The following is an 18,156-nucleotide window of genomic DNA, read 5'->3' as shown; positions in this document are numbered from 1 at the left end:
CGTCTTTCCGAAAGCCATCACCATGGACCGTCGCCGTTTCATCCAACAAGGCAGCGCCGCCTTCTCGCTCGGCACCGTCGCCGGCACCAGCCTGCCGCTGTCGGCATGGGCCCAGGCACGCAAGGACACGCTGCGCGTGCTCTCCGAGGGCGCGCCCAACTCGCAGGACCCGCACGGCGAGGGCGTGAGCCGCGAATCGCTGGGCCTGTTCTTCAACGTCTACGATCGGCTCGTCAACTTCGACCGCGCGCAACTCTCGCCGGGCGTCTTCAAGTACGACTACGGACGCTTCCGCGGCGAGCTGGCCGAGCGCTTCGGGACCAGCGCCGACGGCCGCACCCTGACCTTCTTCCTGCGCCGCGACGCCACCTTCCACGACGGCAAGCCGGTGACGGCCGCCGACGTGAAATGGTCGCTCGACCGCGCGGTCTCGCTGCCGGCCAGCAAGCGCCAGCTCGCGACCGGCTCGCTCGAGAATCCCTCGCAGTTCACGGTGGTGGATGCCCACACCTTCCGCATCGCGCTGCCGCGCGCCGACCGCTACACGCTGCCGAACCTCGCGCTGAGCTTCGCCTCGGTGCTCAACAGCGAGCTCGCGAAGTCGCATGCCACCGCGGCCGATCCCTGGGCCACCGAATGGGTCAAGGCGCACGAGGCCGGCGGCGGCGCCTTCCGCATCGAGAGCTTCACGCCGGGCCAGCAGGTGGTCTACACCCGCTTCGACGGCTGGAAGGGTGGCAGCGCGCCGCAATTGCGCCGCGCCGTGTTCCAGGTCGTGCCCTCGGCCTCCAACCGCGTGGCCGCCTTGCTCAGGGGCGACGCCGACGTGGCGCTGCAGCTGCCGCCCAAGGACCTCGATGCGCTGACCGACACCACGCGTGCCAAGGTGGTGTCGGTGCCGGTCACGACCAGCTTCCGCTTCGTCGCCTTCAACACCCAGGCCAAGCCCTTCGACGACGTGCGCGTGCGCCAGGCCATCGCCTACGCCCTGCCCTACACCACCCTGCTGCGCGGCGCCAACCTGGGCCGCGGCGAGGCGCTGTACGGCGCCAGGCCCGGCAAGCCCGCGAGCAGCCGCTTTCCGCAGCCCTATCCCTACGACACCCAGTTGCTCAAGGCGAAGGAGCTGCTGGCGCAGGCCGGCCATCCGCAGGGCTTCAAGACCAGCTTCAGCTACAACGTCGGCGACGCCACGCTGGCCGAGCCCGCGGCGCTGCTGATCCAGGAAGCGCTGGCGAAGATCGGCATCGCCCTGAGCATCGAGAAGGTGCCCAGCGCCCAGTGGGGCACGCTACAGACCGAGAAGAAGCTGCCCTTCTTCATCGACAGCTCCTCGGCCTGGTTCAACGACCCCGACTACTTCTTCCGCATCTTCTTCCAGGGCGACTGGCGCTGGAACTTCGGCTCGTTCAAGAACGACGAGCTCGCCAGGCTGCTCGAGCAGGCGCGCTGGGAGACCGACCGCGCGAAATACGACCGCGCGATCCAGCGCGCGATCGAGATCGCCTTCGAGCAGGTGCCGCTGGTGCCGCTGTGGCTGCCCACCTTCGAGGCGGCGCTGCAGCCCGACCTGCAGGGCTTCACCTACTACATCCATGGCCAGGTGGACTTCCGGCCGTTGACGCGTTCATGAGCGCAGCGCCGGGCCGCCCCAAGCAAGCTCGCACCGCAGTGCGAAGCACGAAGGTGTTCCAATGAGCTTCGCGCGGCGCGTCGTCTCCAGGCTCGGGGCCACCGTGCCGGTGCTCGCGGGCACGGCCGTCTTCACCTTCGTGCTCACGCACGTGCTGCCGGGCGACCCCGCGGCCTTCCTCGCCTCGGGGCCGAATGCCGGCCCGGAGGAGATCGCGCAGATCCGCGCGCGCATGGGCCTGGACCTGCCGCTGCCCACGCAGCTGTGGCACTACCTGCAGGCGCTGGCGCACGGCGACTGGGGCCAGTCGCACACGACGGGGCAGCCGGTGCTGACCGACCTGTGGCAGCGCCTGCCGGCCTCGCTCGAACTCACCGTCGCGGCCTTCGTGCTCACGCTGCTGGTGGCGCTGCCGCTGGGGACGGCAGCCGCGCTGCGCCCGCGCTCGCTGTGGGACCGCGCCTGCACCGTGCTCACCGTGGGCGGCAGCTGCGTGCCGAGCTTCGTGATCGCGTTGCTGCTGGTCTACGTCTTCTATTTCCTGCTGGGCTGGGCGCCCGAGCCCACGGGCCGCATCGACGCGATGATCGAGCCGCCGCCGGTGCGCAGCGGCTTCATGCTGGTCGATGCCGCCCTCGCGCTGCGCTGGGATGCCTTCGCTTCCGCGGCCGGTCGGCTGCTGCTGCCGAGCGTGGCGATGGCGGCCTTCTCGCTGGCGCCGGTGGCGCGGCTCACGCGCGCGTCGCTGCTGGGCGTGCTGCGCAGCGACCCCGTGCGCACCGCGCGCGCGCTCGGCCTTCCGCCGCGCGCCGTGCTGGCCGGCGCGCTGCACCTGGCGCTGCTGCCGGTGGTCACCAGTGCCGGCATGGTGTTCTCGTACATGCTGAGCGCCAACGTGGTGATCGAGAAGGTGTTCGCCTGGCCCGGCATCGGCAGCTATGCGCTCGATGCGCTGATGGCGGCCGACCATGCGCCGCTGCAGGGCTTCGTGCTGCTGGTCGCGCTGATGTTCGTGCTGGTCAATTTCGCGATCGACCTGCTGCACGAGCGCATCGATCCGCGCGTGGGGAGCGCGGCATGAGCGCGGTGCCAGGCAAGTTCGAGGCAGATGCGCGGCCGCGCTGGCGCCCGCGCGGCAACGAGGCGCTGGGCCTGCTGCTGCTCGCGCTGCTGTTGCTCGCCGCCATCGCCGGCCCCGCGCTCGCGCCCTTCGATCCGCTGGCCACCGACGTGCCCGCGCGGCTGCAGCCGCCGAGCGCGCTGCACTGGTTCGGCACCGATGCGCTGGGCCGCGACCTGTTCTCGCGCGTGCTGGTGGCCACGCGGCTCGATCTCTCGATGGCGGCGGGCGCGGTGCTGCTGTCGCTGGCGGCGGGCAGCGCCATCGGTGCGCTGTGCGGCTTCGTCGGCGGCCGGCTCGACCGCTGGGTCGGCCGGCTGGTCGACGTGCTGATGGCCTTCCCGCTGTTCGTGGTGGCGATGGCGCTGGTCGCGGCCTGGGGCAACACGGTGATCAACATCGTCTATGCGACGGCGCTGATCAACCTGCCCTTCTACATCCGGCTCGCGCGCAGCGAGGTCGGCGTGCGGCGCGGCGCCGGCTACGTGCTGGCCGCGCGGCTCGGCGGGCAGGGCCCGGCGCGGCTGCTGTTCGGCGTGCTGCTGCCGCACGTGCTGCCCATGCTCGCGGTGCAGGGCTCGATCAACCTGGGCTGGGCGCTGCTCAATGGCGCGGGCCTGTCGTTCATCGGCCTCGGCGTGAAGCCGCCGACGCCCGAATGGGGCGTGCTGGTGAGCGAGGGCGCGCCCTACATCATCACCGGCCAGTGGTGGCTCGCGGGCTTCCCGGGCCTGGCGCTGTTCATGGCCGTGGGCTGCTTCACGCTGCTGGGCGACGCGCTGCGCGACCGGCTCGATCCACGCGGCGCCGCCGACCGGAGCGGCCCATGAGCACGCCGCTGCTCGAGGTCGATGCGCTGAGCCTGCGCTTCCACGGCGCGCAGGGCGCGGTGCACGTGCTCGACCGCGTGAGCCTCGAGCTCGCGGCCGGCGAAACCCTGGGCCTGGTCGGCGAGAGCGGATCGGGCAAGTCGATGACCGCGCTGGCGCTCGCGGGCCTGCTCGATGCGCAGGCCGACGCGGCCGCGCGGCGGCTGCGCTTCCAGGGGCTCGACCTGCTCGACGGCAGCGGCCGTCCGGCGCGCGCGGCCTGGGATGCGCTGCGTGGCCGGCGCATCGGCTTCGTGTTCCAGAGTCCGCGCCGCGCGCTGCATCCGCTGCGCACCATCGGAGACCAGTTGCAGCAGGTGCTGCGGCTGCACCGCGGCCTGTCGGCGCGCGCCGCGCGCCAGGCCGCGCTCGAATGGATCGAGCGCGTGGGCCTGCCCGAGCCCGAGCGCCGGCTGCGCGCCTATGCGCACCAGCTCTCGGGCGGCCAGTGCCAGCGCGCGATGATCGCGCTGGCACTGGCCGGCGAGCCCGAGCTGCTGATCGCCGACGAGCCGACCACCGGCCTCGACGTGATCACGCAGGCGCGGGTGCTCGACCTGCTGGCCGGCCTCGCGCGCGAGCGCGGGCTGGCGACCCTGCTGATCACCCACGACCTCGCGCTGGCCGCGCAGCGCTGCGACCGCATCGCCGTGATGCATGCGGGCCAGGTGGTCGAGACCCTGCCCTCGCGGCACCTGCGCGAGGGCGCAGCCCATCCCTACACGCGCCAGCTGCTGCGCGCCACGCCGCAATCGGCGCACACGCTCGACGCGTTGCGCGGCGTCGATGGCCGGCTGCCCGATCTCGCGCGCGCCGACCTGCCGGCCTGCCGCTTCGCCGAGCGCTGCCCGCAGGCCGAGGCGCGCTGCCGGATGCAACCGCCGTTGGCGCAGCGGCATGGCACCGCGCACCGCGTGCATTGCTGGCTGCCGCTGGCACCGGCCGCGCGGCCCGGCGCCGAACATCCCGTCAACCCGACACCCGAAGCAGTCCCCGCATGACACAGCCCACGTCCGACACCCTGGCCTCGCTCTTTCGCAGCCGCTACGGCGGCGAGCCGCCGCGGTCCGCACCGCCACCGGCCAACCCCGTGCTCGAAACCCTGCTGGCCCACCGCTCGGTGCGCGCCTTCGATGCCGAGCGCGCGCTGCCGCCGGGCACGCTCGAATGGCTGATCGCCGCGGCGCAGTCGGCGCCCAGCTCGTCGAACCTGCAGACCTGGAGCGTGGTGGCCGTGGAAGACCCCGAACGCAAGGCCCGCATCGCCGAGTACGCGGGCCGGCAGGCCCAGGTGCGCGAGGCGCCGCTGCTGCTGGTGTGGCTGGCCGACGTCGCACGCCTGCGCACCCTGGCCGACGACGCTGCGGTGCCGATCGAGGGCGCCGACTTCCTCGACACCTCGCTGATGGCCGTGATCGATGCCGCGCTGGCCGCGCAGAACGCCGTGACCGCGGCCGAATCGCTGGGGCTGGGCACCGTCTACCTCGGCGCGATCCGCAACCGACCCGAGGAGGTGGCCGCCGAACTGGGCCTACCACCCGGCGTGTTCGCTGTAGTCGGCCTGTGCATCGGTTGGCCCGATCCGGCGCGGCCCGCGGCCGTCAAGCCGCGGTTGCCGCAGCGCGCGGTGCTCTCTCACGAACGCCATGCGGCCAGCGACACCGTCGGCCATGTGAAGCACTACGACGCGACCATGCAGTCCTTCTATGCCTCGCAGGGCATGCCGGCGGTGCGCTGGAGCGACCATTCGCTGGCACGGCTGCGCGATCCCGCGCAATTGCGCGGCCGCCACCGGCTGGTCGAGGCGCTGGCCGCGCAACGCATCGGGCTGCGCTGATCCCATGGGCGATTCGCAAGCGCTGCTGCGCGTCGAGGACCTGCACGCGCGCCATGCGCTGCCCGCGGTGCCGGCCTGGGGCGGTCTGGTGCATCGCCGCCGCTGGCTGCCGGCCGTGGACGGCGTGAGCTTCGCGCTGGCGCGCGGCGAGGCGCTGGGCCTCATCGGCGAATCGGGCTGCGGCAAGTCGACCCTGGCATCCGTGCTGGCGCGGCTGGCCGATCCGCTGTCGGGCCGGCTGCTGTTCGACGGCATCGACCTCGCCAGCGTGCGTGCCGGCCAGGCCGCCGAGGCGCCCTGGCGCCATCGCATCCAGATGGTGTTCCAGGATCCCTACGAAAGCCTGGACCCGCGCCGCAGCGCCTTCGACGCGATCGCCGATCCGCTGCGCCGGCTCGCGGCGCTCGACGGCGCAGCGCTGCGCGAACGCGTGCTGCAGACCGCGCGGCGCGTGCAGCTCGGCGACGAGCTGCTGGCGCGCCGGCCGCACCAGCTCTCGGGCGGCCAGGCCGCACGCGTGGGCATCGCGCGCGCGCTGGCGCCCGCGCCCGAACTGCTGATCCTCGACGAGCCCACCGCGGCGCTCGACGTCTCGGTGCAGGCCGGCCTGCTCGCGCTGCTGGCGGGGCTGCGCCGCGAGCTCGGCCTCGCGATCCTGTTCATCTCGCACGACCTCGGCGTGGTGCGGCTGCTGTGCGAGCGCGTGCTGGTGATGCGCGCGGGGCGCATCGTCGATGAGGGTGCGCCGCAGGCGCTGTTCGAGCGCCCGCGGCATCCCTACACCGCCGAGCTGGCCGCGGCGGTGCCGCGCTTTCCGGCGGCCGCCTGAGCGGCCGGCCGGGCGCGGCTTCAGGGCTGGAAGTACAGATCCGCGAAGCTCCCGCGAATGTGCTCGCCCGTCGGCCCGTAATCACGCACCTTCTTCGCCAGCACCGTGATCGCCGGATTCGCACCCAGCTCGATCGAAGGCACATCGCGGTGCACGATCTGCTGGAAGTCGACGAACAGCTGGCGCCTCTTGGTCTCGTCCACTTCCACCGCCGCCGCTTCCAGCAGCCGGTCGACCTCGGGATTGACGTAGTGCGCCGCGTTCGAGAACGGCAGCCCGACCTTGAAGTTCTTCGACCAGAACACGCGCTGCACGCCCACCGTGGGATCGAACAGGTTGGTGAGGCTCTCGAGCGTGATGTCGAAGGCGCGCTCGGTGTAGGCCTTGGTCACGTAGGTCGCGAAGTCGTAGCTCTCGACCGCGGCGTCGATGCCGATGCGGCCCAGCGACTGGCGCACGAAGTCGGCCGCGCGCCGTTCCTGGAACGGGTTGTAGAGCACGCGCAGCTTGAGCCGCGTGCCGCCCGCGCCGCGCTTGAAGCCGGCCGCGTCGAGCGCGGCCTCGGCCGCCTTCGGGTCGTAGGGATAGGGCTGGATGCTCGCATCGTGGTAGCGCGAGATCCCCTTGCCGATCGGCGAGGCCGAGGGCGTGCCCAGGCCGTACCAGACCGTCTTGGCGAAGGCATTCACGTCGATCGCCTGTGCGATCGCGCGCCGCACCTCCACCTTCTGCAGCGCCGGCGTGTCGAGGTTGAAGTAGATCTGCTGGTGGCTGCCGAGGTACGGCGAGATGCGCGTGTCGATCTCCACGCCGGGCAGCTTGCGGAAGCGTTCCACGTCCGACAGCGGGATGCCGCCGGTGCCGTTGGCCAGGTCGGCCGCGCCCGACTCGAGCGCCGCGGCGCGCGCGGCGGCATCGAGCACGAAGCGCACCACCACGCGGTCGAGGTAGGGCTTGGGCTTGTCCCAGTAGTTCGGGTTGCGCTCGAGGATGATGTGGCTGCCCTGCACCCACTCCTTGAACACGAAGGGACCGGTGCCGATCGGCTGGCTGTTGTACTTGCTCGCCGCGATGTCCGTGCCTTCGTACAGGTGCTTGGGCACGATCGGCGATTCGGTCGCGGCCAGGGCCGTCAGCAGGAAGGGCGCGGGCTTGCTCAGCACCACCACGGCCGTGTAGGGATCGGGCGTGCGCACTTCCACCACGTTGGCGAAGGTGCCGCGGCCGCGCGGATGCACCTGCTTGAGCGTGAGGATCGAGAAGGCCACGTCGGCCGACGTGAAGTCCTTGCCGTCGTGCCACTTCACGCCCTTGCGCAAGGTGAAGGTGTATTGCAGGCCGTCCGCGCTCAGCGACCAGGCCGTGGCCAGCAGCGGCTTGGGCTTGAGCTCGTAGTCGTAGGTCAAGAGGCCTTCGACGATCTTCGGGCCGATCTCGGCATTGCCGCCGGCCGTGGTCGTCAGCGGGACGATCGAAGCCGGCACGGGATTGACCAGCCAGTTCAGCGTGCCGCCCTGCCGGGGCTGGGCCCAGGCGGCGGGCGCGGCCAGCAGCGCGAGGGCCGAGAGCGCGGCGGCGCCGGCCAGCGCGCGGCGACGCAGCGGGCCGATGTTCTTGTTGCGAGAGGGAGATGTCATGTTCGGATGCGTGTGGCCAACGAAGCTCGCTCAGAACGCCGGAATGACCGCGCCCTTGTACTTGTCCTGGATGAACTTGCGCACCTCGGGCGTGTGCAGCGCCTTCACCAGCTTGGCGATGGCCGGCGACTGCAGGTTGTCCTTGCGCGCCGCGATGAAGTTCGCGTAGGGCGAGTTGCGACCGTCCTCGATGAACAGCGCGTCGCGGCCCGGATCGAGCTTGGCCTCGAGCGCGTAGTTGGTGTTGATCAGCGCGAGGTCCACGTCGGGCAGCGCGCGCGGCAGCTGCGCCGATTCGATCTCGCGGATCACCAGCTTCTTCGGATTCGAGACGATGTCGCGCGCCGTCGACTTGATGTTGCTGGGGTCCTTGAGCTTGAGCAGGCCCTGCCTGGCCAGCAACGCGAGCGCGCGGCCCGAATTCGACGGATCGTTGGGGATGGCCACCACCGCGCCCTCGCGCAGGTCGGCCGCCTTCTTGATCTTCTGCGAATAGGCGCCGAAGGGCTCGATGTGCACGTCGCTGTTCGGCACCTCGACGATGTCGGTCTTGCGGTCCTTGTTGAAGGACTCGAGGTAGGGCCGGTTCTGGAAGAAGTTCGCGTCGAGCTGCTTGTCGCCGACCGCGAGGTTGGGCTGCACGTAGTCGTTGAACACCTTGACCTCGAGGTCCACGCCCTGTGCCTTGAGCTGCGGGCGGATGAATTCGAGGATCTCGGCATGCGGCACCGGCGAGGCCGCCACGCGCAGCGTCTCCTGCGCCTGCGCGGACATCGCGCCCAGACCGGCCACCGATAGCACCATCACCGAGAAGGCGCGCTGAAACGAAAACGTCATGGTTGGAATTCCCTCATCGTCAGAAATGAAAAACGCCGGATCGCCCTGTCCTCGCAGGAACGTCCGGCGCTGCGCAGGTTAGCGGCGCGTTGGCGCGCTCCCAAGCGATGAATCGGCGCTTGCTTATGTGATTTGCGAGCAAGCGGCGGGCTTGATCCTCAGTTCATGCGCTGCAACAGCACGTCGGTCACCGCCACGCTGCCCGAGGCCTTCGGGAACCGCAGCGTCACCTGCTTGATGTGCGCGAGGTCCACGCCATGCAGCGCGAAGGCCTTCAGCGGAACCGCCACCATGTTCAGCAGCGGCCGGGTGGTGCCGGTGTCGCCGTAGATCGCATCCTCGGGCGCGTCGACCAGCGGGATCGCGCCATCGGGCTTGCGCGCGATGCCGTAGAGCGCGTCGCTGAAGTCGCTGCCCTTGATCGCCGCCTTGCGATCCTGCGTGTCGGTCAGCGCGATCTCGACCTCCTGTCCGATCGGTGCCACCACGGCGACGCGCAGGCTCAGTGTGTCGAAACCCTTGGTGGAGAGGTGGCCGGTGTGGATCGTCATCGCGGCACCGGCCGCGGTCCATTGCAGCTGGGCCTGGTCCGTGATCGACCAGGTCAGCAGCGTCTTCGCGTCATAGCTGAAGTCGTACAGCGCACCTTCCTTGAACAGCCGATCGACGACGAGCTGACTCACGGGATCGTTGCATGCCGCATCGCGATCGGATTTGAGCGCCAGGAAACGGCATTGCACGGCCTGGCTGAACTTCTCGTAGGCGGTCGACAGGCCGCTCGGATTCTTCGCGCTGGCATCGGCGCTGCGGAAGTTCTGCAGCAACTTGCGTTGCGCGGCCGGTTGGTGGATCGTCAGCACGGCGCGCTCGTCGCAGCTGTTTTCGCCCACCGGGCAGCCCGCGGCCGGGATCGGCGCCTGTCCCTTCCAGTAGGGCGCGAACTGGAACTCGTCGCCGACGAAGTAGCGCATGAACGATTCCATCAGGAACTGGCCATTACGCCGCTGGTCCTCGCGGCTCAGGCGCAAGGTTTCAGCCTCCGCGGCCTTGCAGTAGAGCGGCGCCCGGATCTGCGAATCGTCGGTCTTGGACCAGTAGTCGTTGTAGAAGTTGTGGTTGGCGCCCCGCACGAGGACCTGGTACTTGGGCGCGCTGTCGTCCTCGGCGGTGTAGCGGCTGTCGTCGAAGATCTGCCCGCCTTCGAGCGTGTAGACGTCGCCGTCGCAGCTCGGCAGCAAGGTCATGAACGGCACATGCGTGACGCGCGACAGCTGCTTCTTGTTGATCGCCGCCAGCGAAAACACCGCGCGGATGCGATGCGGCAGCCCGGTGGCCGAGGGCAGCACCACCCCGGAGCGGCGCAGCTCCTCCTCGGATGCGATCTGCTGCAGCCACTGCTCGCTGTTCGCGTTGATGCGTCGCAGCACCGTGTTCATGTTCCTGAGCGCGGCATCCGCCTTCTCGAGGGCCAACTGCTCGGCGTCGAGCCTGGCCTTGGCATCGAGCGCCTCGCGCTGCAGCCGCTCCACCTCCTGGGCCAGGGCATCGATCTCCGACGACGGCGCGGGCGGTGACCGGTCCTGCGCGGCCTTGAGCTGGAGTTTCGCCAGCAACAACTGCACGGCCGCGTCGGTCGAGGCTGTGAGGGCCTCGTCGACCCGTTTCTGCGCCGCCTCCTGCGCGGCCTGCAGCGGCAGGGCCGCCAAACGCAGGGCGCGTGTCGCCTCGATGTTCTGGTAGCTGATGCCCACGCGCTGCCGGTTGAGTTCCACCGCATAGGCCACCGCTTCGGCGCCGCGCGAATGCCCGATCAGGCCCACGCGCTCGAGGTCCATCTTTCCCTTCAGCCCCGGCAGCGCGACGCCGTTGAAGACGCCGCTCTCGTTACCTTCTCGCAGCAGGTCGAGCGTGGTCATCAGCAACTGCCCGCGCGCCAGCGCACCGGCATCCGAGGCATTGCCGTTGAGCCCGTTGATCTTTCCCGCGTCGATGGAGACGGCGACATAGCCGTTCTCGGCCAAGCTCTTCTGCAGGTAGTCGTAGCCCTTGGCATTGTTGAGATCGGAGGAATCATGCATGCCGTGCAGGAACACCACCACCGGATGGCCGCCGCTGGCCGAGGGCTGGACCTTCGATGTGCCTTGCACGCTGGCCGGCCCTGTCGGATAGCGCACCGTGCCCTGCAGCGGCACCGTGTAGATCACGTCCTTGTAGCGCGCATCGGAAACGGCCGTGGTGCCGAAGCCATAGACGACCTGTTCGGAGGACAGGTAGCCGCCCTTCTCTCCGAAGGGCACGGTCGCGGTGAAGCGCGTGACGACGGAAGGATCTTCCGGCTCGGGCGGGGTCGTCACCGGAATCGTCGGCGCCGGGTCGGCCGTTCCGCCGGTGACGGGGGTCGTGGGCACGGGTGGAACCAGGGCCAGGGATCCCCCACCGCCATCGCTTCCTCCTCCGCATCCGCTCGCGAGCGCGAATCCCAGAAGCACCGCGCAGGCTTTCAACAAGCGCATGCAACGCTGTCCATTCATTGATCTTCTCCCAGACATTGTTTCGATGATGGGAGCGATCCGCGATCGAGACACGACTCGCTCCGAGTGGTGTCCGATTCGCGCATGCGGTTCTGTCGATGCGTCGCCGAGCGACGCCTGTCTCTGGTGGTGTGCGCATCTCGCCATTGCGGACCGCGCGGAGAAGCAATTCACATGCCTTTTAGAAAGGCCATGGAATCAGTCGCAATTGATCTGAATTGCCGTGCTTTTAATTAATATTCTGGCAATTCAACGGTTTCATCGACGCGCGATCCTGTACGCCTGCTCGGCGAAGCTCAGCCGCGATCCGCGTCGTCCCAGACCGCCTCGCGCACCGCGACCGATTTCGGCAGCACGCCGAGCCTGAACAGCCGGTCGGCCGTGCGCTGCTGCGAAGCGAGGATCGCGTTCGACAGCGGCACCACGTCGAAGCCCGCATTGGCGTTGACCTCGGTCACCACGTCCAGCGGCATGCCGGTGGCGGCCGCGACCGACTTCGCGACCTCGGCGGGGTTGGCCCTGGCCCAGCGGCCGGCCTCGGCCGAACCCTCGATCAGCGCCTTCACATGGGCGGGCCAGGCCTTGGCGAAGCCGGTGTTGGCGAGCAGGAACGAGGCGCTGTCCTCGAGCACGTCGCCCTGCCAGGCGATCACGCGGGTCTTGTTGCGGCGGCGCGCGATGGTGAAGTACGGGTCCCAGATGGCCCACGCATCGATGTCGCCGCCATCGAAGGCGAAGGCCGCATCGGCCGCGCCCAGGCCGATGCTGGTCACAGCCTTGATGTCCAGGCCCTGGCGCTCGAGCGCGGCCGCCACCAGGTTGTGCGAGCTCGATCCCTTGGCATAGCCGATGCGACGGCCCCGCAGGTCGGCGATGCTTCGGATCGGCGAATCCTCCTTCACGAGAATGCCTTCGGAGCGCGGCGTCGAAGGCTGCGCCGCGACATAGGCCACGCGCCCGCCCGAGGCCTGCAGGAAGATGCAGCCCACGTTGCCCGCATTGCCGAAGGCGACGTCGCCGGTGTCCATGGCCTGCAGCAGGTTGAGGCCCGAGGTGAACTCGGCCCATTCGATGCGGATGCCCAGCGGCTCGAAGCGCTTCTCGAACACCTTGAGCTGCCGCGCCACCAGCGGAATGCCGGTCTTCTGATAGCCCAGCGTCAAAGTCGATCCCTTGAGGCCGGTGGCGGCGCTCCAGGCGGAAGGGGCGGCGACCAGCGAGGCGGCGCCCGCGGCGAGGGTGAATTGGCGGCGGGTCAGCATGGCGTGGGTGGATTTAGCGAAAGGGGGCCAGGGTCACAGCGCACCTGCGCTCTCGGGCAGGATGCCGTTGAGCAGGTGATCGCCGACCACGGTGAACTTGTGGCGCACCGGGTCGTGCAGCGTGTGCACGCGCGCGTTGCGCCAGTGGCGGTCGAAGGCATGCGGCGCCTGCGCGGAACGCGTGCCGCAGAGCTCGAACAGCTTGCTCGAGGCATGCAGCGCGATCTCCGAGGTAAGCACCTTGGCCTCGGCCACCGCGAGCGAGGCCGCGGCGCGACGCTCGCGGTCGGGCCGGGCGATGGCCTCGTCGAGCGCGAGGCCCGCGCGCTGCGTCATCGCCTCGGCGGCGTGCAGGCGGATCTGGATCTCGCCGACCTGCGCGATCACCAGCGCATCGACGATCGCGCGCGGCGCGCCGGCCGGCTGCGCGATCGATGCGTGTTCGCGCAGGAAGCGCACCGTGTCGTCGAGCGCGGCCTGGGCGATGCCGAGGTCGATGCCCACGTGGCTGATCTGCGAGACCGCGCCCATCGGCTGCTCGCTGTACGCGCGGTGGATCGGCAGCACGCAGAGATCGGGCAGCAGCACGTCGTCGAGATGCACGCGGCCGCTCGCGGTGGTGCGCTGGCCGAAGCTCTGCCAGTCGTCCTCGATGCTCAGGCCCGGCGTGCCCGCCGGAATGATCGCCACCGTCTTCTCGCCGGCCGCGTTCAGGCCGATGGCCGACACGTAGTGCGCGAACAGCGCGCCGGTGGCGTAGATCTTCTCGCCGCGCAGCAGCCAGCCTCGGGGCGTGCGCTCGATCCGCAGCGGCTGCACGGCGCCGTCGCGCGGCGCATCGACGTTGGCGTTGCCGAAGCGGCAGCCGCGCAGGATCTCGCCGAGGAAGAAGGCCTTCTGCGCCTCGCTGCCGATGGTCGAGAGCCAGAACACGGCGCTGTTGTGGTTCTGCTGGACCTGGCCGATCGAGGCATCGGCCGCCGACAGGATCGCGAACACCCGCGCCACGGTGGCGTACGAAACGGCCGCGCCACCATGGGCGCGCGGCAGGTTCATGGCCCACAGGCCGGCGCCCGAGACCTGGTCGAGTTCGCGCTGGGGCAGCAGGCGCTGGCTGTCGCGCGCGGCCGCGCCTTCGGCCAGCGAGCTGGCCACGCGCCGCGCGGCTTCGAGCACCTCGGCGTCGGAGCGCAGCCGCTGCGCCGGCTCGACGCGGCGCGCGGTCCGCGGCAGATCCGCCCGAACCTCGATCGATGCGGCCAGCGCGCTCATGGCGCCGCGCGATGCCGCGGCTTGCGGCCGAAGAACGGGTGGCTGGGATCGTTGAAGCCCGGGCGCGACGAATGGCCGGTGGTCACGAGGCCATCGACCAGCGTCTCGTCCGCGTCGGTGAAGCGGTACTGCAGCGCGGGCACGTAGTCTTCCCACTGTTCGAGCGTGCGCGGCCCGGCGATGGCCGAGGTCACGAGCCGGTTGTTGAGCACCCAGGCCAGCGCGAACTGGCCCGGCGTGATGCCGCGGCCTTCCACGTGTTCCTTCACGCGCTGCGCGATCTCCAGCGACTCGGGGCGCCATTCGGTCTGCAGGATGCGCTTGTCGTCACGGCCCGCGCGCGTGCCGGGCGGCGGCGCTTCGCCGGGCCGGTACTTGGCCGTGAGCACGCCGCGCGCGAGCGGGCTGTACGACACCACGCCGAGCCCGTAGTACTCGGCCGCGGGCAGGTGCTCGGCCTCGATCTGGCGGTTCGCGAGGTTGTAGAGCGGCTGCGTCGCCACCGGCCGGTCGACGTTGAGCGCATCGGCCGTGCGCGCGAACTCGGCGATCTTCCAGGCGCTGTGGTTCGACAGGCCGTAGCTGCGCAGCTTGCCCGCGCGGATCAGGTCGCCGAGCGCACGCACGGTTTCTTCCACCGGCGTCTTGCGGTCCTCGCGGTGCAGGTACAGCAGGTCGATGTGGTCGGTGCCCAGGCGCTTCAGGCTGGCCTCGACCGAGCGCACGATGCCGTGGCGGCCGGTGCTGCGGTTGTTCGGTCCTTCGATGTCGGGATCGGCATTGGCGAACTTGGTCGCCAGCACCCAGTGCTGCCGGTGCGGCGCGATCAGTTCGCCGACCACCGTCTCCGACTGGCCCTGGTTGTAGGCATTGGCGGTGTCGATGAAGTTCACGCCCTGCTCGCGCGCGCGGTCGGCGATGCGTTGCGAGGTCGCGCGGTCGGTCTGGCCGCCGAACATCATGGTGCCGAGGGTCAGCGGCGAGACGAGGATGCCGCTGCGGCCGAGCGGCCGGTAGTCGATGGTGCTCATGGGAGAAGGAAGAAGAGAGGAAGGAAGAGGCGGCGCGCGTGACGCGCCGGAATCAGAAGCGCAGTCCGGCCTGCTTCATCAGCGGCAGGATGCGATCGCCGAAGAATTCGAGATCGGGCTTGAAGTCGTAGAAGCTCAACTGCAGGCCGTCGACGCCCGCGCGCTTGAGCTGCACGAACTGCTCGACCACCTGCTCGGGCGTGCCGATCACCTCGATGTTGCCGCCGATGGCACGCCGCTTGGCGGCGTCGTTGCCGACCCGTCCGCGCCACGCATGGGCGTCGCTGTCGAAGCGGTTGAAGCTGGCCTGCGGATCGCCGTCGGCATGCGCCACGATCGCATCGTGGTAGGCCCAGGTCTCCTTCTCGGTCGCGCGGCTGATGACCATGGGATTGAGCAGCGTGCGCACCTCGCGGCCCACGTCGCGCGCGGCCTGCTTCACGCGCGCCGTGTGCGCGGGCAGCGCCTCGATCGCGCTCGGGAAGCTCGAGCCGGCCGGGCTCGTGATGAAGACGATGTCGGAATAGCGCGCCGCGAACTCGATGCCGGCGTCGGAGCCGGTCGCGTTCACCAGCACGGGCCGCCCGAAGCGCGGCTTGGGCGACACGAAGGCACCATCGAGCTTCCATGGCGACTCGCCCTGGAACGACCAGTTCTCGGTGTCGGCCCACAGCCGCTGCACCGCTTCGAGGAACTCGGCCGCGAGTTCATAGCGCCGGTCGTGCTCGATGCGCTGCGAGCCGAACATCTCGTGCTCGACCGCGCGGTGCCCCGTCACCACGTTGATGCCCCAGCGCCCGCCCGAGATGTGGTCGAGCGTGGCCGCGTACTTGGCCAGGTGCAGCGGATGCAGCGGCCCGTAGAGCACGTGGATGGTCGAGATCAGCAGGATGCGCTGCGTCACCGCGGTGAGCGCCGCCGTCGTCATGAAGGAGTCGAGCGCGTTGCCGTTGAACACCCCGCCGTAGCCGCCCTTGGGCAGCCATTGCGAGAGCGCGAACACCAGGTCGAAGCCCAGCCGCTCGGCCTGCAGCACCAGGTCGCGGTTGTAGTCGAAGCGCCAGTCGGTGGTGCGCGGCAAGGTCGACGCACTCCAGCCCCCGGCCTGGATCGGCAGGAACAGGCCCAGCAGCACCGGCTGCTCGAAGGCGCGGGAGATCGGGCTGGCGGCGAATTCGGTCGGTGCGACGAAGCGCTCCCATCCGGCGATGGCGCCGGGTCGGTGTGACAGGGGCATTGGAGGATTACTTTCTGCTGGCGCGGATTCTGGCCAGCAGGGGCGGGAATGGCACGCCCGTAATTCGCATATCGATATGCGGGGAGGCGCAATGGCGAAGGTGGACGGCTTTGGGGGAACACGAGAAAGCGTAGGAGCGTGGGCATGGAACTCCGCTAACCTCCTTCGGCTCGACTTTTCTCGGAGGTACATCCGCACATGTCAGCCACCCCAACCCCACCGCCCTACTACCACGGCACCAAGGCCGACCTGAACCTCGGCGACCTGATTGAGGCCGGCTACAGCTCCAACTACGGCCAGCGCAGGAAGGCGGCGTATGTGTACCTGAGCGCCACGCTCGAGGCCGCGACCTGGGGCGCCGAGCTGGCCGTCGGCGAGGGCCGCGGCCGGATCTACGTGGTGGAGCCGACCGGGCCGATCGAGGACGACCCCAACCTGACCGACAAGAAATTCCCCGGCAACCCGACGAAGTCCTACCGCACGCGGCAGCCGCTGCGGATCACGGGCGAGGTGAAGGATTGGCAGGGCCACGCGCCCGAGCAGCTGCAGGCGATGCGCGAGCGCCTGGAGGAACTCAGGCGCGCGGGCGTCGAGGCGATCGAGGACTGAACGCCCACACCTTGTCAGAACACCTTGCCCTCTTCGAGATGCGTGGTCGTCCCGTTGAGATGATGGTCGCCGATCACGCGTGCCTTCTGCTGCAGCGGGTTGTGATTGAAGATCGTGCGCAGGTTGCGCCAGTGGCGGTCGAAGTTGTGGCGGCGCGAGGTGGCCGAGGCGCCGCCGGCCTCGAAGAGCCGCTCGGCCGCCTGCAGCGCGATGCGGCTCACCGCGAGCTGGGTCTTCGCGGTGGCGAGCGCGCCTTCGAGCACGAGCTGGCGCGTGCGCTCGTCCTCGCGATCGCTTGCGGCATCGTGCCGCAACGCCTGCGCCGAACGATCGAGGCGCCGCGCGTTGTCCGCGACCAGCGCATCGACCGCGTGCGTGGCGGTCGCGAGGTCGCCGACCACCCATTGCGTGAAGTGGTCCTGCGCCGCGCTGTCGGCCGAGCTGTGCGCGGCCGGCCGCGCATGGTGGCGCACGTAGTCGAGCGCGTCGGCAAAGATGTTGCGCACGATGCCGGCGGCCACGGCCACCAGGTAGAGCTGGCGCAGCGACGATGCATGGCGGCGCTGCAGGGTCTTGGGGCTGCCGTACACGAGCTCGTCGGCCTGCACCTCGAGGCCCTCGAACTCCAGGCTGCCGCTCGCGGTCAGCCTTTGGCCCATGCCGTCCCAGTCATCCTTCACGTGCAGGCCTTCGCGCCGCGTGGGCACGACGATGGCGACGTCGCGGCCCTCGGGGTCGCGCACCGCGATGCTCGCGTAGTCCGAGAAGGCGGTGCCGGTGGCGTAGTACTTGCGGCCGTTGAGCACGAGGCGATCGCCGTCGCGCTCGAGCGCGGTGGTCACGGTGCCCGACTTGGGCGTGCCGAGCTCGGTGAAGGCGCCGCCGAACAGCGCGCCCTCGCGCACGCGCGCCAGCTGCAGCTCGCTGTTCGCATCGGGTGGCGCGGTGGTCCAGAGCTCGATCGCGTTGTAGTGGATGCGCAGCGCATGCGCGACATTGGAGTCGGCCGCGGCGAGCGTCGCGACCACCTCGATCAGGTCCTCGACCGAGCCGCCGGGACCGCCGCGCTCGGGCGGCACGCGCAGCGCGCCGAGGCCCGAGGCGCGGAACAGCGCGAAGGCCTCGAAGGGCAGCACGCGGTCGCGTTCGCGCTGCGAAGCGCCTCGTGCGATGGCGGCTGCCAGCGCGGGCAGGCGATCGAGCAGGGTCTGGAGGTCGGGCGCCAGCGCGGCGCGGTCGGGTGCGTTCATCGGTGAGTGTGCGGGCAGCGAGCGGTCGAGGATGAACGCAGTATGGGCGCGCAGCATGGCCGTTTCCCGCATAAGAAAACTCGCATTCCTGCAATGGCGAACGGGCACGGATCGCGTGGAGCACGGCGCATTTCCAAACGCGAAAAGATGCTAAGCGCGCGCTTGGATTTCGCGGGGATATCCCAGACCATCGGCGGCCCAA

General features: G+C 69.9%; 15 protein-coding genes. 7 read left to right on the top strand and 8 right to left on the bottom strand.

Annotated elements, in window-relative coordinates:
- Window positions 1–22: 22 nt before the first annotated feature.
- From BM109_RS19715 to BM109_RS19690, 6 genes are all read left to right on the top strand, one after another.
- On the top strand, window positions 23–1,633 hold the full coding sequence (locus tag BM109_RS19715; RefSeq protein ID WP_093345856.1) for an ABC transporter substrate-binding protein: 1,611 nt from the start codon (window positions 23–25) through the stop codon (window positions 1,631–1,633).
- A 61-nt stretch (window positions 1,634–1,694) separates the two neighbouring features.
- A complete protein-coding gene (locus BM109_RS19710; protein WP_093345853.1) occupies window positions 1,695–2,714 on the top strand; it encodes an ABC transporter permease in 1,020 nt (339 codons plus the stop codon).
- Window positions 2,711–3,583: an ABC transporter permease gene (locus BM109_RS19705; RefSeq protein WP_093345851.1), complete on the top strand. Its 873-nt coding sequence runs from the start codon at window positions 2,711–2,713 to the stop codon at window positions 3,581–3,583. Before BM109_RS19710 ends, BM109_RS19705 begins: the two co-directional genes overlap by 4 nt.
- Window positions 3,580–4,623 carry an ABC transporter ATP-binding protein gene (locus BM109_RS19700; protein ID WP_093345848.1) on the top strand — a complete coding sequence of 348 codons (1,044 nt, stop codon included), beginning with the start codon at window positions 3,580–3,582 and terminating at the stop codon, window positions 4,621–4,623. The genes BM109_RS19705 and BM109_RS19700 overlap by 4 nt, the downstream gene beginning before the upstream one ends.
- Entirely contained in the window at window positions 4,620–5,459 is an 840-nt protein-coding gene (locus BM109_RS19695) for an NADPH-dependent oxidoreductase (protein ID WP_093345846.1), read from the top strand. The genes BM109_RS19700 and BM109_RS19695 overlap by 4 nt, the downstream gene beginning before the upstream one ends.
- A gap of 4 nt (window positions 5,460–5,463) precedes the next feature.
- Complete coding sequence (locus tag BM109_RS19690) at window positions 5,464–6,288, top strand: ABC transporter ATP-binding protein (RefSeq protein WP_093345843.1); 825 nt, start codon at window positions 5,464–5,466, stop codon at window positions 6,286–6,288.
- Window positions 6,289–6,308: 20 nt separating this feature from the next.
- Here the strand turns inward: BM109_RS19690 and BM109_RS19685 are convergent, their stop codons facing one another.
- From BM109_RS19685 to BM109_RS19655, 7 genes are all read right to left on the bottom strand, one after another.
- Window positions 6,309–7,925 carry an ABC transporter substrate-binding protein gene (locus BM109_RS19685; protein WP_256222666.1) on the bottom strand — a complete coding sequence of 539 codons (1,617 nt, stop codon included), beginning with the start codon at window positions 7,923–7,925 and terminating at the stop codon, window positions 6,309–6,311.
- Window positions 7,926–7,955: 30 nt separating this feature from the next.
- On the bottom strand, window positions 7,956–8,762 hold the full coding sequence (locus BM109_RS19680; RefSeq protein ID WP_093345841.1) for a MetQ/NlpA family ABC transporter substrate-binding protein: 807 nt from the start codon (window positions 8,760–8,762) through the stop codon (window positions 7,956–7,958).
- Between the two features lie 158 nt (window positions 8,763–8,920).
- Complete coding sequence (locus BM109_RS19675; RefSeq protein ID WP_093345839.1) at window positions 8,921–11,170, bottom strand: alpha/beta hydrolase; 2,250 nt, start codon at window positions 11,168–11,170, stop codon at window positions 8,921–8,923.
- 419 nt (window positions 11,171–11,589) lie between these two features.
- Complete coding sequence (locus tag BM109_RS19670) at window positions 11,590–12,555, bottom strand: aliphatic sulfonate ABC transporter substrate-binding protein (RefSeq protein WP_093345836.1); 966 nt, start codon at window positions 12,553–12,555, stop codon at window positions 11,590–11,592.
- 33 nt (window positions 12,556–12,588) lie between these two features.
- Window positions 12,589–13,827: an SfnB family sulfur acquisition oxidoreductase gene (locus BM109_RS19665; RefSeq protein ID WP_093345834.1), complete on the bottom strand. Its 1,239-nt coding sequence runs from the start codon at window positions 13,825–13,827 to the stop codon at window positions 12,589–12,591.
- Window positions 13,824–14,849, bottom strand: a complete 1,026-nt coding sequence (locus tag BM109_RS19660) for an aldo/keto reductase (RefSeq protein WP_093346183.1) — start codon at window positions 14,847–14,849, stop codon at window positions 13,824–13,826. Before BM109_RS19660 ends, BM109_RS19665 begins: the two co-directional genes overlap by 4 nt.
- Window positions 14,850–14,910: 61 nt before the next feature.
- On the bottom strand, window positions 14,911–16,095 hold the full coding sequence (locus BM109_RS19655) for an LLM class flavin-dependent oxidoreductase (RefSeq protein ID WP_093345831.1): 1,185 nt from the start codon (window positions 16,093–16,095) through the stop codon (window positions 14,911–14,913).
- Between the two features lie 198 nt (window positions 16,096–16,293).
- Here BM109_RS19655 and arr point away from each other — a divergent pair, with 198 nt between their 5' ends.
- Complete coding sequence (gene arr, locus BM109_RS19650) at window positions 16,294–16,704, top strand: NAD(+)--rifampin ADP-ribosyltransferase (protein WP_093345829.1); 411 nt, start codon at window positions 16,294–16,296, stop codon at window positions 16,702–16,704.
- A gap of 14 nt (window positions 16,705–16,718) precedes the next feature.
- On the opposite strand, the gene BM109_RS19645 is transcribed toward arr, so the two are convergent.
- Complete coding sequence (locus BM109_RS19645) at window positions 16,719–17,954, bottom strand: acyl-CoA dehydrogenase family protein (protein ID WP_093345826.1); 1,236 nt, start codon at window positions 17,952–17,954, stop codon at window positions 16,719–16,721.
- Between the last annotated feature and the right edge of the window lie 202 nt (window positions 17,955–18,156).

Origin of the sequence: Variovorax sp. PDC80 (assembly GCF_900115375.1) — a bacterium.
GTDB lineage: Bacteria > Pseudomonadota > Gammaproteobacteria > Burkholderiales > Burkholderiaceae_C > Variovorax.
This window is presented reverse-complemented; position numbering and strand designations above follow the sequence as displayed.

Bases quoted from the DNA above. Each gene is read 5' to 3' on its own strand.
- BM109_RS19680 (WP_093345841.1), bottom strand. From the start codon at position 8,762: ATGACGTTTTCGTTTCAGCGCGCCTTCTCGGTGATGGTGCTATCGGTG.
- BM109_RS19700 (WP_093345848.1), top strand. From the start codon at position 3,580: ATGAGCACGCCGCTGCTCGAGGTCGATGCGCTGAGCCTGCGCTTCCAC.
- BM109_RS19690 (WP_093345843.1), top strand. From the start codon at position 5,464: ATGGGCGATTCGCAAGCGCTGCTGCGCGTCGAGGACCTGCACGCGCGC.
- BM109_RS19715 (WP_093345856.1), top strand. From the start codon at position 23: ATGGACCGTCGCCGTTTCATCCAACAAGGCAGCGCCGCCTTCTCGCTC.
- BM109_RS19645 (WP_093345826.1), bottom strand. From the start codon at position 17,954: ATGAACGCACCCGACCGCGCCGCGCTGGCGCCCGACCTCCAGACCCTG.
- arr (WP_093345829.1), top strand. From the start codon at position 16,294: ATGTCAGCCACCCCAACCCCACCGCCCTACTACCACGGCACCAAGGCC.
- BM109_RS19705 (WP_093345851.1), top strand. From the start codon at position 2,711: ATGAGCGCGGTGCCAGGCAAGTTCGAGGCAGATGCGCGGCCGCGCTGG.
- BM109_RS19695 (WP_093345846.1), top strand. From the start codon at position 4,620: ATGACACAGCCCACGTCCGACACCCTGGCCTCGCTCTTTCGCAGCCGC.
- BM109_RS19655 (WP_093345831.1), bottom strand. From the start codon at position 16,095: ATGCCCCTGTCACACCGACCCGGCGCCATCGCCGGATGGGAGCGCTTC.
- BM109_RS19710 (WP_093345853.1), top strand. From the start codon at position 1,695: ATGAGCTTCGCGCGGCGCGTCGTCTCCAGGCTCGGGGCCACCGTGCCG.
- BM109_RS19665 (WP_093345834.1), bottom strand. From the start codon at position 13,827: ATGAGCGCGCTGGCCGCATCGATCGAGGTTCGGGCGGATCTGCCGCGG.
- BM109_RS19685 (WP_256222666.1), bottom strand. From the start codon at position 7,925: ATGACATCTCCCTCTCGCAACAAGAACATCGGCCCGCTGCGTCGCCGC.
- BM109_RS19670 (WP_093345836.1), bottom strand. From the start codon at position 12,555: ATGCTGACCCGCCGCCAATTCACCCTCGCCGCGGGCGCCGCCTCGCTG.